At 36.4% G+C, this 13981-nt stretch carries 13 protein-coding genes and 2 tRNA genes; 10 read left to right on the forward strand and 5 right to left on the reverse strand.

Features of this window, described 5'->3' with window-relative positions:
* Positions 1 to 11: 11 nt before the first annotated feature.
* Genes ACZ430_RS02000 through ACZ430_RS02015 form a run of 4 tightly spaced genes read left to right on the forward strand, consistent with a single transcriptional unit; the run spans position 12 to position 3257 of the window.
* Positions 12 to 821, forward strand: coding sequence for an amidohydrolase family protein (locus tag ACZ430_RS02000; protein WP_297213574.1), 810 nt, complete (start codon positions 12 to 14; stop codon positions 819 to 821).
* Complete coding sequence (locus ACZ430_RS02005; RefSeq protein ID WP_297213576.1) at positions 802 to 1599, forward strand: YihY/virulence factor BrkB family protein; 798 nt, start codon at positions 802 to 804, stop codon at positions 1597 to 1599. Before ACZ430_RS02000 ends, ACZ430_RS02005 begins: the two co-directional genes overlap by 20 nt.
* On the forward strand, positions 1599 to 2363 hold the full coding sequence (gene thiD, locus ACZ430_RS02010; RefSeq protein WP_297213579.1) for a bifunctional hydroxymethylpyrimidine kinase/phosphomethylpyrimidine kinase: 765 nt from the start codon (positions 1599 to 1601) through the stop codon (positions 2361 to 2363). The genes ACZ430_RS02005 and thiD overlap by 1 nt, the downstream gene beginning before the upstream one ends.
* A 12-nt stretch (positions 2364 to 2375) precedes the next feature.
* Entirely contained in the window at positions 2376 to 3257 is an 882-nt protein-coding gene (locus ACZ430_RS02015; RefSeq protein ID WP_297213582.1) for a phosphoribosylaminoimidazolesuccinocarboxamide synthase, read from the forward strand.
* On the opposite strand, the gene ACZ430_RS02020 is transcribed toward ACZ430_RS02015, so the two are convergent.
* The 3 genes from ACZ430_RS02020 to ACZ430_RS02030 form a co-directional block, all read right to left on the reverse strand.
* Entirely contained in the window at positions 3238 to 4080 is an 843-nt protein-coding gene (locus tag ACZ430_RS02020) for a deoxyribonuclease IV (RefSeq protein ID WP_297213585.1), read from the reverse strand. The two genes, ACZ430_RS02015 and ACZ430_RS02020, sit on opposite strands and share 20 nt — an antisense overlap.
* 9 nt (positions 4081 to 4089) lie before the next feature.
* Positions 4090 to 4162, reverse strand: a tRNA-Cys gene (locus ACZ430_RS02025).
* A gap of 9 nt (positions 4163 to 4171) precedes the next feature.
* A tRNA-Gly gene (locus tag ACZ430_RS02030) sits at positions 4172 to 4244 on the reverse strand.
* Positions 4245 to 4405: 161 nt separating this feature from the next.
* On the opposite strand from ACZ430_RS02030, the gene tmcD reads away from it, so the two are divergent.
* The 6 genes from tmcD to nrfD all read left to right on the forward strand — a co-directional run bounded on the left by tmcD (position 4406) and on the right by nrfD (position 11527).
* The gene (gene tmcD, locus ACZ430_RS02035; RefSeq protein WP_297213588.1) at positions 4406 to 5653 is read left to right on the forward strand and encodes an electron transfer complex subunit TmcD; all 1248 of its coding nucleotides are present in this window, start codon (positions 4406 to 4408) and stop codon (positions 5651 to 5653) included.
* Positions 5653 to 6330 carry a TmcC family electron transfer complex membrane anchor subunit gene (tmcC, locus tag ACZ430_RS02040; RefSeq protein WP_297213591.1) on the forward strand — a complete coding sequence of 226 codons (678 nt, stop codon included), beginning with the start codon at positions 5653 to 5655 and terminating at the stop codon, positions 6328 to 6330. The genes tmcD and tmcC overlap by 1 nt, the downstream gene beginning before the upstream one ends.
* 8 nt (positions 6331 to 6338) lie before the next feature.
* Complete coding sequence (locus tag ACZ430_RS02045) at positions 6339 to 7664, forward strand: (Fe-S)-binding protein (RefSeq protein WP_297213594.1); 1326 nt, start codon at positions 6339 to 6341, stop codon at positions 7662 to 7664.
* Positions 7661 to 9250 (forward strand): sulfate respiration complex hexadecaheme cytochrome HmcA, encoded by a 1590-nt coding sequence (hmcA, locus tag ACZ430_RS02050; protein ID WP_297213597.1) that lies wholly within the window; start codon positions 7661 to 7663, stop codon positions 9248 to 9250. The genes ACZ430_RS02045 and hmcA overlap by 4 nt, the downstream gene beginning before the upstream one ends.
* Before the next feature lie 110 nt (positions 9251 to 9360).
* The gene (locus ACZ430_RS02055; RefSeq protein WP_440871041.1) at positions 9361 to 10359 is read left to right on the forward strand and encodes a 4Fe-4S dicluster domain-containing protein; all 999 of its coding nucleotides are present in this window, start codon (positions 9361 to 9363) and stop codon (positions 10357 to 10359) included.
* A complete protein-coding gene (gene nrfD, locus ACZ430_RS02060) occupies positions 10346 to 11527 on the forward strand; it encodes an NrfD/PsrC family molybdoenzyme membrane anchor subunit (RefSeq protein WP_464910640.1) in 1182 nt (393 codons plus the stop codon). The genes ACZ430_RS02055 and nrfD overlap by 14 nt, the downstream gene beginning before the upstream one ends.
* Positions 11528 to 11536: 9 nt before the next feature.
* Here nrfD and ACZ430_RS02065 read toward each other — a convergent pair whose 3' ends face one another.
* Together ACZ430_RS02065 and ACZ430_RS02070 are read right to left on the reverse strand one after the other, a co-directional pair.
* Positions 11537 to 12856, reverse strand: coding sequence for a hemolysin family protein (locus ACZ430_RS02065; protein WP_297213607.1), 1320 nt, complete (start codon positions 12854 to 12856; stop codon positions 11537 to 11539).
* 36 nt (positions 12857 to 12892) lie between these two features.
* Positions 12893 to 13975 (reverse strand): isocitrate/isopropylmalate dehydrogenase family protein, encoded by a 1083-nt coding sequence (locus ACZ430_RS02070; protein ID WP_297213610.1) that lies wholly within the window; start codon positions 13973 to 13975, stop codon positions 12893 to 12895.
* Positions 13976 to 13981 lie beyond the last annotated feature (6 nt).

The following is a 13981-nucleotide window of genomic DNA, read 5'->3' on the forward strand; positions in this document are numbered from 1 at the left end:
AAAATATCTTCATGTCAATAGTTGATTTCCATACGCATGCTTTTCCTGAAGAAATAGCTGAGAGAGCCATGGCAAAACTTCAAGAAAACTGTGTGGTAAAAGCCTGTCTGGATGGAACTTTGGACTCCCTTATAAAATCAATGGATAAAAGCGGAGTTGAAAGAGCAGTTATCTGTAATATAGCCACAAAACCAGAGCAGTTTTATTCTATCCTGAAATGGAGTCAAAAAATACGTTCAGAAAGGATAATACCCCTTTTATCTATTCATCCACTCGACAGGGAAATAAAAGAACACGTAAAAATTATTAAAGAAGAGGGTTTTCCAGGAATAAAGATGCACCCTTTTTATCAGGATTTTGCTATTGATGACGAGAAAATTTTTCCACTTTACGAAGAACTGACAGAAAGGCAATTACTTATTATAATGCACTGTGGATACGACATAAGTTTTCCCCAATGGGACATAGCATCACCTCAAAGAATTATTAACGTTATTAATAAATTTCCCCAGCTTAAATTTATAACCACCCATCTCGGAGCATGGAAACAGTGGGACGAGGTGGAAAAGCTCATACTTGGTAAAAATATATACATGGAAATCTCGTTCTCCTTTGGCTGGCTATCAGAGCATAAAATAAAAGAGTTCCTGCTAAAACATCCATCAGATTTTATACTTTTTGGAACAGACTCTCCCTGGGCAGACCAGAGTCAAGAAATAGAAAACTTGAAAAACCTATCTTTACCTGAAGAATTAATCCATAAAATCCTCTGCAAAAATGCAGAAAAACTGCTCGAAATAAATGATTTTAAAAATTCCTAAGTCAATTTTTTTAAGTTTTAAGGATTTCTACAAAGACGAAGGCATTTTTTTAAGTGCTGCCCTTGCTTTTTTTTCCATACTTTCTCTAATTCCATTGAGCATGTTTATAGTAAATATTCTAATAACGTTCACTAAAGAAGAGACAGTTATACGTTTTGTATACAACAAACTTGTTTTTCTATTTCCAGATATAGAAATACACATGGTAAAGGAAATAAAAAAAATGCTAATGCTTAAAGGGATTAACGAAATATCTCTCCTTCTTTACGGAATTTTCTCAATTCAACTTTTCGCAGCCATTGAATTCTCGCTGAATAAAATCTTCAAAGCCCCTAAAAAAAGGCACTTTTTTCTGTCCTTTTTACTTTCCGCATTTATTGTCCTATTAATAATATTTGCAGTAGGTATATCCTTTGCTCTCTCATACATAATAAGACTCTCGGGTAATCTGCTTATTGCTGAAGTAGGCTTTATCACAAGATTTTTTCTTAAGTATGTAATCACCTTTTTGTTAATATTTACAATTATTGCCTTCCTTTATAAGTTTTTACCAAACAAGAAAATCAAGACCTCTTCTATTCTGCTGGGTAGCTTTATTACAACCGTATTGATAGAAATTGCCAAATATTTATTTGCCTTCTACGTGACAGAAATTATTAAAATTAGCACCTTATACGGTTCAGTATCTACTTTTCTTGCCCTTTTGATGTGGTTATTTTATGCTTGGGCAGTATTTTTATATGGTGCTGAGCTGATAAACAATCTGGAGAGAAAATAATGAAAGTAGCATTAACAATAGGTGGTTCTGATCCAACAGGAGGAGCGGGAGTTCAGATGGACATCAAAGTTTTTCAAGCTCTTGGTGTTTACGGAGTAAGCGTAGTAACAGCTATAACAGCGCAAAACACAACTGCTGTAGAAAATATTCATCCCCTATCACCCCAATTGATTGACAGTCAGTTTAAGGCTCTTTTAAATGATATAAATCCATATGGAGCAAAGATTGGAATGATATACACTTCTGAAGCGTTAGATTGTATCATTGAAAATTGTAAGAAGTATGGAATTAAAAGGCTAATAATTGACCCCATAATAAAATCCTCCACAGGAACGGAACTAATACGCAAGGATACTTTAAAAAAACTTAAAGAAGAGGCTATTCCAATGGCAGAGGTAATAACAGCAAATATTCCAGAAGCTGAAATTCTGTCTGGAATACAAATTAACTCCAAAGAAAGTATTATTGAAGCAGCCAAAACTATTCACAAGATGGGTGTTCAGACTGTTATAATAAAAGGCGGACACTTAGAGGATAAAGCTTCTGATTTTCTATACGACGGAAAAGAAATCCATATTGAAGAAGATGAAAAATTCTCAGGTATATATCATGGGACAGGATGTGCTTTTTCATCGGCTTTTCTCTCTTTTCTATGTCTTGGTTATTCGTCAAAAGATGCTCTTAAAGCTTCAAAAAACTTTGTTAAAAATGCAATAAGAAACGCCATGAAACTGGGAAAAGGAATGTATTTACTAAAAATATAGAGGAGGACAAAAATGACCGACAAAGTAGTGCTTAAAACAAATCTTGAAGGCGTAAAATTCTTAAGAAGTGGTAAGGTAAGAGATATATATGAAATAGAGGATTATCTACTCATAATTGCCACAGACAGAGTTTCTGCCTTTGATGTAGTCCTGCCTAATGGCATTCCTGGCAAAGGGAGAGTACTAACACAAATATCCCTTTTCTGGTTCAATCAAGTAAAAGATTTAGTAGAAAATCATATTGTCACAGCAAATGTAGATGAATTTCCAGAACCTCTCAGAAAATACAGAGAAATTCTTGAAGGAAGAAGCATGCTCGTGAAAAAAGCAAAACCACTGCCTGTGGAATGTATAGTTCGTGGATACATTACAGGTTCAGGGTGGAAGGACTATCAAAAAACAGGAAATGTATGTGGAATTAAACTTCCCGAAGGTCTCTTAGAGTCCCAGAAGCTTCCAGAGCCGATTTATACACCAAGCACAAAAGCAGAAGAAGGTCACGATATAAACATCAGCTTCGAAGAGACCATAGAGATTCTTGGAGAGGAAACGGCAAATCGAGTAAAAGAGCTTACTTTATCAATATACAAAAGAGCTTCAGAGATAGCTGAAAAAAAGGGAATAATAATAGCTGATACAAAGATGGAGTTTGGCTTTTTTGATGGTAAATTAATTTTAATAGACGAGCTTCTTACTCCCGACTCTTCAAGATTCTGGTCAATGAAAGATTATGCTCCTGGAAAGCCTCAAGACAGCTATGACAAACAAATAGTAAGAGACTATCTACTTTCAATAAAATGGGACAAAAAACCTCCTGCACCAACACTCCCTGAAGACATAGTTAAGAAAACAGCCGAAAGATATGAAGAGATATTCAAGATTCTAACGTCTTAAGAATATTTCTAACAGACAGTAGATTTTTAACGTCATCTTGTAAACTTTTCTTTGGAGTCTCAAGTATGAGGGGGACTGAAGATAGTTCTTTAATTTTTAGAAATTTCTTAAATCCTTCCTCTCCAATAAACCCTTTTCCTATATTTTCGTGTCTGTCAATTCCTGAGCCAGCTGGTGTTTTAGAGTCATTTAGATGAATAAGCTTTATCAAACCAAAATCTCCGTATTTTCTAACCTCTTCTGTGAATCTTTCAATTCCCTCATCCTTTGTCAAATCATATCCAGCAGCAAAAAGATGACACGTATCAATACATACCCCTGCAACATTCTCTGTTCTAACCCTTTCAAAAGTTTCAAATAAGTCGACAATATTAGCAGTAATTTTACTTTTTGCCGTATTTTCCAGAAGAATCTTACATGAAACAGTCACATCTATCTTGTTAAATCCTTCCTTTGTCTTAGAATAAATTTCTTCTTTTTCCATATCCTTATTGTCCTTTAGATGAATTACATAGTAATCAGCATTCAGTAAATCAGCAGTTTGAACCTCTCTCTTCAGTAAATACCTTGATGAAGAAATGGTTTTCGGAGTAGAAGATATTAGATTTATAAGATAAGATGCATGAACAATCAAGGGATTGAGTCTATAGAATTGTCTATTTCTCTTGAATTCATCAATTGTATTTTGTTCAAACTCTGGAATCTGCCATACTTGAGGGCTATGGAGAAAAATCTGAAAAGTCTCGCACTTTAATTCAACTGCCTCGGCAATTGAATTAAGAAGAGTATTTTTTATAGAAGTATGAACACCGATAGGTCTCATAAAAGAAAAAGGCGACGGCCGGATTCGAACCGGCGAATGGCGGTTTTGCAGACCGCTCCCTTAGCCACTTGGGTACGTCGCCAATAAAAAAAGCGGGCGACGGGATTTGAACCCGCGACCCCAACCTTGGCAAGGTTGTGCTCTACCAGCTGAGCTACACCCGCACTATTTATTAATTTTAACTCTTTTAATTCCTTAAATGCAAACTGCTTTTACGTTAGCCAACATGCTAAATTTATCACAAAAAAACAATCTCTGTCAAATTTCTCAGACACCTTTTACTTGACTTTTTTGGTAAAGTTTTATTTAATAAATTACAATCGTTATGAAAAATTGGGACTGGGATTTAGGGGAAAAGATAGTTTGCGACTTGGGAAAATGGAAAGAGAAATTTTCTCTTGTCCATGATTTTATTGTTAGTCCAGATGGACAGAAAATTTCAGCACCCGTCGAAATAGAAGACAAAAAGGTAACGATAGCAGTAAATGAAAATACATGGGAAAATATTTTTGAAAGAGTCTGTTTTGCTCAGTTCACTGAAGAGGACAGCATTATATGCCTTGTTCTTCAGAATTACGAATGGACTTTAGCAAAAGATGATTCATTGATAGAACAAGCTTTTGATTATGCTTGGAATCTTAAAAGTGTTAATGCTGGCAAATCTATAGCCTTTAATATTAAAAAGGAAGACTCTTACGGTGTTTGTCTTAATGGCAATATCTGGCATAATCTATTTTTTGATGCCAGAGACCTATTAATATCTGACGACGGAAAACTGACAGCCTCCTATGTAAGAGTGAAAAATCCTCCCCTTCTTGACATTTTTAGCTTCAAAGAGGGAGTGTGGACTGTAGCTGTAAATGGAGATGCCTGGGAAAAGAGCTTTATATCTGTGTATGGCCTCTCCTTCAGTCCAGACAACAAAAAAGTTGCAGCAACTGTGAGGCTTTCTCAGCAGGAATTCACAGTATGTGTAGATGGAAATCTATGGGATAGAAACTTTCTAAATGCCTGGGAGACGCTATTCATAAATGAAAATGAAATTGCCGTTCCTGTCAGAACTGAAAAGGGATGGAGCTTGGCCATAAATGGCGAGATTGTCTGGCCTTTTTTCAATCAGTTGTGGCAGCAAAAATTAAGTGCAGACGGTAAAATAGCAGCGGTTGTCTCTACAGAGTTTGGAAAATGGACAGTAGCTGTAAATGGTAATCCTTGGAGTAAAACCTTTTCTCAGGCCGTTATCTCTCCATTCTTCAGTGAAGATGGTAAAAAAGTAGGAGCTGTTGTTAAAGAAAACAATCAGTGCACAGTAGCTATAGATGGAGTCCCTTGGAATAATTGGTTTGACAGAGTTTGGAATCCCAAATTTAGCGCCGATGGAAATCATTGTATTGCAAAGGTTGAAAAAAATGGAAATTTCTTCGTTGTCCTTGATGGAAAACCTCTTAGGGAAAATTATGAAAAATTGTGGGAGCCTACTTTCAATCCTGACGGAGACAAAATTCTCATAAGGGGCATCAGAGATGGAAAATATATAAGAAAGGTAGTTAAATTAAGTGAGGTATTAGGCTGATGGAGCACTTTTTAAGAGACCCTTCAATTTATACACTTGTTCGGGGGCCTCTTGTATGGCTTGCTTTTATAGTATTTTTCACTGGAAGTTTTTACAAAGTCCTAAAGACATTACAAATGGCAAAGAGAGAAAAAATAATATATCCATACCTGAGTCTCAAATATTCGCTACGCTCTATATTTGTATGGCTCACTCCTTTTGGAAGCATCAGCATGAGAAGGCATCCCTGGTTTACATTAATTACTTTTGTCTTTCACATATTCTTAATAACCACTTCAATTTTTTTGACTGGCCACATGGAACTCTGGCAGGAATCTTGGGGAATAAATTGGTGGACACTACCAGTATCCCTTGGTGATGCTATGACCATTATAGTCCTTATCTGTCTATCTCTGCTCTTAATCAGAAGAACAGTTCAGGAGGATGTAAAATTTTTAACCTCTTCTTCAGATTATTTAATACTTGGTCTCGTTGCCCTGCCCTTCCTTACAGGTTTTCTTGCCCATCATGAACTCTTGCTTGAATATAAAACTATGTTAACTATACATATGTTCACTGGAGAGATTATGCTTATGGCAATTCCCTTTACAAAACTCAATCACATGATTATGTTTTTCCTTACAAGGTCTCATACGGGAAGTGAATTTGGCGCCGTAAGACATTCGAGGGATTATTGAGGCAATAAATGGAATTTAAAAGAAAACCTGTTACAGATATTGGGATTGACCAGACACTCGATAAAGTTGATTCAGCTAAGATAAAAAAAGCTATCGACTGGGTTTTAAATAAGGAAGCTTCAGCAAGATTGAAGGTCTTTGTTGAGACATGCTTGAGATGTGGAATGTGCACTACTTCCTGTCATCACTATCTAAGTCATGAAAATGACCCAACTTATGCACCTGCAGCAAAGGTAAAGCAGACCGTATGGGACATTTTAAGTAAAAAAGGAAATGTAACTAAAGAGGACATAAAAAAATATGCAAGAATAGCGTTTACTGAATGCAATCTATGCCGTAGATGTGTTCAGTTCTGCCCTTTTGGTATAGACATTGCCTATCTCATCTCTCTTATAAGAAGAATATGCTGTTTAATCGGCGCTGTTCCTCAATACATACAAGACCAGGCTTTAAGCCATATGCAAACAACAAATATGCTGTGGTTCAGGCAGGATGAGTGGTTAGATACGATTCAATGGCTTGAAGATGAATTAAGAGGTGAGATAAAAAATGCAAGAATTCCTTTAGGCAAAAAGGATGCAGAAATTCTATATCTTGCCCACGGACTTGAGGCAAAATACATGACAGGTCTTCTCACCAACATGGCAAAGATAATGAATGTGGCAAGATTAGACTGGACAATGCCTGATATGGATGGCTGGGATTATACAAATAAGGCTTTCTATGCACATGATTTTGAAACGCTTGGCAAAGTCGTAAGGACTCACTATGAGGTTGCCTCAAAACTTAATGTAAAGAGAATTGTAATGGGAGAATGCGGACATGCCTTCAGAACAGGTGTTTATGAAGGAGTAAGATATTTGGGCTGGAAAGAACCACCGATACCATATATTCATGGCGTGCAGTTTTTCTACGAACTTTTAAAAGAAGGAAGAATAACTATTGCACATAAAATCAAAGAGCCTGTTACAATTCAAGACCCCTGCAATATTGTAAGATACAGAGGGATGGGGAAAATGTTAAGAGATATAGTTAAACAAATATGCGAAAATGTAATTGAAATGACTCCCAAGGAAGACCACAACTACTGTTGCTCTGCTGGTGGAGGAATGATTGACGCAGGACCTGTATGGAAATCTGCAAGAATTGAAGGGGGAAAGGTTAAGGCAGAACAAATAAAAGACACGGGAGCAAAAATAGTAATAGCTCCGTGTCATACCTGTCATAAAGGAATTGAAGACTTGAATGATTTTTACAAATTAGACGTACATGTTAAATTTCTCACAGACCTAATTGCAGAGACAATGGAAATACCGGAAGAGATGAGACCATGAAAAAGACGTTATTTTTACTCGCCCTAATATCTATTGCCCTGATTAGTGTAAATAAGCTGTATTCAAAAAACTCAGCTGGAAAAAGCTATGAAGAAAACATTATTCCTATTGCCCATGAAGAGATTTTCGGAAAGCTTGAATATGGAAAAGTCCTTTTTAAACACCAAAAACATATTGAATCTATTGCTGCTATTACAAATAAGTCTCAACAGCAGACCTGTATAGAATGCCATAAAAAAAGTAATTCTGACGATTATACTTTTTATTTTATGGCGGAAGAATTTAAAAAAAATCCAGAAGAGCTCAAGGATATTTATCATAAAGAATGTCTGCGGTGTCATCAAAAGCTTAGTGCAGAGGGTAAAAAAGGAGGACCAGAAATTCTGTCATGTAGAGACTGTCATAAAAAAGAGTATAAGAGAGCAGAAGTCAAATATCCTTATTTTGAATTTGATTTCAGTATACACGACAAACATGTAAATAAACTTGCAAAGGACTGTAGTCTCTGTCATCACATATATGATGTGGAAGAGAAAAATAAAGAACTTGCTCTTGTCTATGAAAAGGGTAAAGAACAGAGTTGTTATTACTGTCATGACTTCAGTAAAAAGAGAGGTCCCGAACTTACAAAAATTACTGAGGTGGCAAAACAAAAAAACCTAAATGTGCAGAAAGCATCTCATCAGCTCTGCGTGAACTGTCACATGCATAATAAGCAAGAAGGAAAAGATGGAGGGCCGATTGTCTGTTCAAAATGTCACACAGGAAAATACAAAACCTTATCAGACCTAAAAAATGTTCCAAGACCAGAGGTTAATCAACCTGAAGTGGTTTTCATATCGATTGATGAAGGAAAGATGAGAGGAGTCTCCTTTAAGCATAGTTTTCATGAACAAAACAACAAAACCTGTAGGAGTTGTCATCACGAGACATTAAAGCCCTGTAGAGATTGTCATACACTCGAAGGTAGTGTTGATGGAGGATTTGTAAATCTTACAACAGCATATCACTCTCTTCAGTCAGAGATAAGCTGTCAAGGATGCCACAAAGAGCTTCTAAATAGGAAAGAATGCATTGGCTGTCATTATTTCATAGCTCCGATAAAGGTAGAGATTGGTAGAAAAGATATTTGCGATAAATGTCATAGGGGCAGACAAGAGGATAAAAAAGTCTCAGCTTCAAGTCTTAAAGGAGATGGAAAAATTAAATTCAAAGAGGAAGTAGTCATAAAACATCTTGAAAAGGAATTTGAATCTGTAAAAATGCCCCATGGAAAGATGATAAGAAAGTTGTATGAAATCTCCGAACAAAGCAGACTTGCTAAATTATTTCATGGAAATTCAGATACTCTTTGTAGGGGATGTCACCACAAAAGCAAGGAGAAAGCAGAAAGAGAGAGTGAAAAACCCCCGCTTTGTATAAGTTGTCATGGAATACAATTTAGCGAAAGGGACAAAACAAGACCGAGGTTAGAGGCTTCTTATCACGGTATGTGTATAAAATGTCACGAAAGTATGCAACTTGAAAAACCTAAAAAATGCACTGACTGCCATGAAAGGAAGGTTATAGCAAATGTACGCAATTGAACAACTTTTTTCAAATCACGGATTTGAATATTTAATAGCTGTGCTTTCAATATTTGTCTTTATTGTTATTTTTAATATGCTTGGAGAGAAAAGGAAATACTGAGGAAGTCATGGATAGAAGAGAATTTATTAAAAAATTTCTTGCATCAACAGGAATGACAGTTTTGGGAAGCAAAGCCTTTGCAGAAAACTCAGTTTATTCAACTGGCAATGTGGCAAACAGAAAAAACTGGTTGAAGTATGAAGAATTGAAGAGCAAAGGCGTAAAAATTGATGAGCCTTATGCTATTCTTGTTGATTTGACAAAATGTATCGGATGCCGAAGATGTGAATGGGCATGTAATGAGTGGAATAAAAATCCCAATTCTCCTCTCGTTGAGTTCGAAGAATCAAAAGACAAATCACCCTCTGTATTTGACAGAATTAGAAGACCCCATGCAGGTAACTTTACGGTGGTAAACAGATTTAGTTTGGAAAAACAAACTGTCTATGTTAAGAAACAGTGCATGCACTGTCTTGAACCAGCTTGTTTAAGTGCTTGTTTTGTAAATGCTTTCAGCAAAACACCTCAGGGAGCAGTGCTATACAATCCATCTCTTTGCGTAGGATGTCGCTACTGTATGATAGCCTGTCCTTTTGACATCCCTGCATATGAATACTATGACCCTCTTACGCCACAGATTACTAAATGCACCATGTGCTTTGACAGAATATCGGAGGGAAAAATTCCAGCCTGCGTAGAAGTATGTTCTGCTGATGTGATGATTGTAGGAAATAGAAGCCAAATTTTAAAGCTCGCCCATGAAAAAATTAATACATATCCGGAAAGATACATTCCCCACGTATATGGAGAACATGAAGGAGGTGGAACAAGCTGGCTTTATATATCTTCTGTTCCATTTGAAAAACTGGGATTTCCGAAACTAAACAAAATTCCGATACCTACTTTAAGTAAAAACTTTCTATATTCGGTGAAAATATTTGAGATTCTGGCTGCTGCTCCACTGGTGTGGGGGGCATACTATATGATTGCAAAGAGTAAAAAGGAAAAAGAGAAAAATTCAAAAGCAGATACAGAGGATAAAAAGAGCAAAAATGAGAGCAAATAGTTTTTTCAGAGAAAAAGTATTGTTAGGAATGAGTTTTAAGGATTATTTAAAGTCTCATGCAACAGCTTGGAATTTTGTTGCCCTTGTAATACTTGCCCTATCCTTCTATGCCATGATTTACAGACTTCTTTACGGCCTTGGTCCTGCAACTAACCTTTCCGATACTTATCCATGGGGTTTATGGATTAGCTTCGATATACTCGCAGGAATTGCCCTTGCCGCACCTGGTCTAACAGTGGGTACAGCAGTATATCTTTTTGGTGCAACAGATTATAAACATTTTGCAAAACCGGCAATACTCTCAAGTTTACTTGGCTATATTTTTGCAGTATTTGCTCTGATGTTTGACCTCGGAAGGTATTATAGAATATTTTATGTCATAGGCTGGTCATGGGGACTGGACTCAATTTTATTTCTAATTGCTTGGCATTTCTTCTTGTATATCATAATATGTCTCATTGAGTGGTCGCCTTCACTCTTTGAATGGATTGGCAAGGAAAAACTAAAAGAATTTTTCTCAAAACTTGGAATATGGGCTACTATTTTTGGTGTCATAATCGCCGGTGGACATCAATCAGCACTGGGAGGACTGTTCTTGGTAGCACCTACAAAAATATATCCTCTCTGGTATTCACCACTACTGCCAATCTTTTTTCTTATGTCTGCCTTATTTGCTGGAATTTCAATGGTAATCATAGAAAGCAGCTTAGCTCATCGGGTATTTAAAGACAGAATTAAAAACTTCAGTGACGAAGATTTTGCAGAAAAAACTATCGGTCTTGGTAAAGCTCTTTTAGTGCTTTTATTTGCATATTTTCTCCTAAAAATACTTGACCTGTCTCATCATAACAACTGGCATTATCTTGCCAATGAATTTGGCTATTTGTACGCATTTGAACTAATAGGCTTTGTCTTAATTCCTGCATTAGTTATAATTTATTCGGTAAAACAAAAAGCTCCAAAACTTGTGAGAATCTCGGCTGTTTTGGTAGTTGTTGGAGTTGTCTTAAATAGATTTAATGTCTCACTCATTGCTTACAACTGGTATATTCCTTTCAGTGAAAAATACTATCCTACCTGGATGGAAGTAGCTCTATCTATGGGAGTTGTAACTCTAATAATTCTATTTTACCGATTTATTGTGAGAAGAATGGCCATTCTGAGTTAAATTAAACTCTTAGGGTTTTTCACTATTTGAGGTATCCGTTTGTTTGCTTACTTCATATTTTATCTTTGAAATTCGCTGTCCTACCATTTCAATAACACGAAAGAGTTTTCCATCAAGAACTACCGTATCACCAACAACAGGAATTCGCTGAAGTGAGGTAAGAATAAATCCTCCAAGCGTTTCATACTCCTCAGACTCCTCAATCTCTATGCCATAGTCTTCTCTTAAATCTCTTATTGAAATGCCAGCGTCTATTATCATCGAGCCATCTGGTAGGCTTAAGACAGGTGTTTCAATGTCATACTCATCTCTAATCTCTCCTACAAGTTCCTCTAAAATATCTTCAAGTGTCACAAGACCGGTTACAACGCCATATTCGTCAACCACAATTGCCATGTGAACGCGCTTCTTCTGCATTTCATTTAGAAGAATGTTTATCTTCATTGTTTCTGGAACAAACATCGGTGGTTTAAGGATTTTCTTTATATCAATTTTGGTTTCAGGATTTTTAATTAAAAGATTATAGAAATCTTTAGCGAACAACACACCTCTTATATCATTTAGGTCTTTTCCGATTACAGGGTAACGAGAAAACTGCTCCTCCATTATTATCTGTTTTATTTCTTCAACGCTCATATAAACACTTACAGTTATCATCTGAGGTGCAGGCACCATTATTTCCCTTACCATTATATCAGCAAATCCAAAGGCACTGTGAATTAGCTGCCTTTCCTCAGGTTCAAATATACCCTTCTCTTCACCCTCTTCAATTAACAGCTTTAACTCCTCTTGCGAGACAAAACCTCTTTCTGAAAATGCCTTAAGCCCAAAAGGTTTTAACAGCCAGTTTGTTGATACCGTAAGAATTTTAACTAACACAGAGGTTATTTTAGAGAAAAAATCTATAAACCTCGATGTTCTAAGACTTATCCATTCAGGATTTGAAAGGGCAATGGACTTCGGAATTAGCTCTCCTATAACAACAGAAACGTAAGTAACGATTATTACAACTAAGGCAATTGAAATTGCCTCTGCCGAGGCTGATAAAAACCTTACAGGAATATTTTCAATGAGGGGTTTAATATTTGTAACCGCATATGCGCCAGCTATTGCTGAGGCTAAACTTCCGATGAGAGTAATTCCAACCTGAATTGTGGCAAGAAATCTATCTGGATTTTCTTTGAATTTTTCTACAATCAGAGCATTTGGATTATTTTCTTCGATAAGTTGTCGCAGTCTCGACCTTCTTAATGTTACAACTCCGATTTCTGCAGCAGAAAAGATGCTATTAAGAAAAATTAGCAACAGTATCAGAAAAATGTCATTCATAATAAAAGTTTATCTGCTTTGAACCTCGCAAACAACTCAGTAATTTTTTATAATTCTTGCCAGAGCCTCTGCAACCTCCTGTGTTCCAACGGGAGGATTTGGGTCATCCTTAGATTTTAAATCGTATGTAACGTATTTTCCTTCTTCTATCACATGAGCAACTGCCTTTTCAATTTTGTCTGCCGCTTCAGCCTCCCCTAAATGTCTCAGCATCATCACTGCAGATAGAATTATTGCAAAGGGATTAACTTTATTCAATCCCTTATATTTCGGAGCACTTCCGTGGGTTGGCTCAAAAACAGCGTAATCATCTCCGATATTTGCTCCAGGAGCAAGTCCAAGTCCTCCGATAAGTCCGGCTGCAAGGTCGCTTATGATATCTCCATATAGGTTTGGTAAAACAAGCACATCATAAAGTTCTGGCTTTTGAACCAACTGCATACACATATTATCAACAATTTTGTCTTCAAATTCAATATCAGGATAACGAGTTGCCACTTCTCTTGCTACTTCAAGAAAAAGTCCATCACTAAATTTCATAATATTAGCTTTATGCACAGCTGTAACTTTTTTTCTTCCGTTTTTCCTTGCATACTCAAAAGCAAACTTTACAATTCTCTCAGTGCCAAAAACAGATATAGGCTTTATACTAATACCGGAGTCTTCCCTGATTTTTTTACCAGATTTTGAGGCAATAAAATCTATAAGTTCTAAAGTTTCTCTTTCACCCTTTTTGAATTCTATACCAGCGTATAGGTCTTCTGTGTTTTCTCTAACTATTACAAGGTCAACATTTTCATATTTTGTGTTTGCTCCCTTGAAACTTTTGCAAGGTCTCACACAGGCATAAAGGTCAAGTGCCTGTCTAAGAGTTACATTGACACTTCTAAAACCTGTTCCCACAGGGGTTGTTATCGGTCCCTTTATGGCAATCTTATTCTTTTTTATGGAATCAATTACTCTATCGGGAAGAGGATTTCCTTCCTTTAAGTAAACCTCTTCTCCGGCATTCTGAACTTGCCAGTCAATCTTTACACCTGTGGCTTCAACCACTTTTATCATGGCTTCTGAAATTTCAGGTCCTATGCCGTCTCCGGGAATAAGAGTAACATTATACATTTAATA

The organism is Thermodesulfovibrio sp. TK500a (genome assembly GCF_055381765.1).

Bases quoted from the DNA above. Each gene is read 5' to 3' on its own strand.
- ACZ430_RS02015 (WP_297213582.1), top strand. From the start codon at position 2,376: ATGACCGACAAAGTAGTGCTTAAAACAAATCTTGAAGGCGTAAAATTC.
- tmcC (WP_297213591.1), top strand. From the start codon at position 5,653: ATGGAGCACTTTTTAAGAGACCCTTCAATTTATACACTTGTTCGGGGG.
- thiD (WP_297213579.1), top strand. From the start codon at position 1,599: ATGAAAGTAGCATTAACAATAGGTGGTTCTGATCCAACAGGAGGAGCG.
- nrfD (WP_464910640.1), top strand. From the start codon at position 10,346: ATGAGAGCAAATAGTTTTTTCAGAGAAAAAGTATTGTTAGGAATGAGT.
- ACZ430_RS02005 (WP_297213576.1), top strand. From the start codon at position 802: ATGATTTTAAAAATTCCTAAGTCAATTTTTTTAAGTTTTAAGGATTTC.
- tmcD (WP_297213588.1), top strand. From the start codon at position 4,406: ATGAAAAATTGGGACTGGGATTTAGGGGAAAAGATAGTTTGCGACTTG.
- hmcA (WP_297213597.1), top strand. From the start codon at position 7,661: ATGAAAAAGACGTTATTTTTACTCGCCCTAATATCTATTGCCCTGATT.
- ACZ430_RS02045 (WP_297213594.1), top strand. From the start codon at position 6,339: ATGGAATTTAAAAGAAAACCTGTTACAGATATTGGGATTGACCAGACA.
- ACZ430_RS02000 (WP_297213574.1), top strand. From the start codon at position 12: ATGTCAATAGTTGATTTCCATACGCATGCTTTTCCTGAAGAAATAGCT.
- ACZ430_RS02020 (WP_297213585.1), bottom strand. From the start codon at position 4,080: ATGAGACCTATCGGTGTTCATACTTCTATAAAAAATACTCTTCTTAAT.
- ACZ430_RS02065 (WP_297213607.1), bottom strand. From the start codon at position 12,856: ATGAATGACATTTTTCTGATACTGTTGCTAATTTTTCTTAATAGCATC.
- ACZ430_RS02055 (WP_440871041.1), top strand. From the start codon at position 9,361: ATGGATAGAAGAGAATTTATTAAAAAATTTCTTGCATCAACAGGAATG.
- ACZ430_RS02070 (WP_297213610.1), bottom strand. From the start codon at position 13,975: ATGTATAATGTTACTCTTATTCCCGGAGACGGCATAGGACCTGAAATT.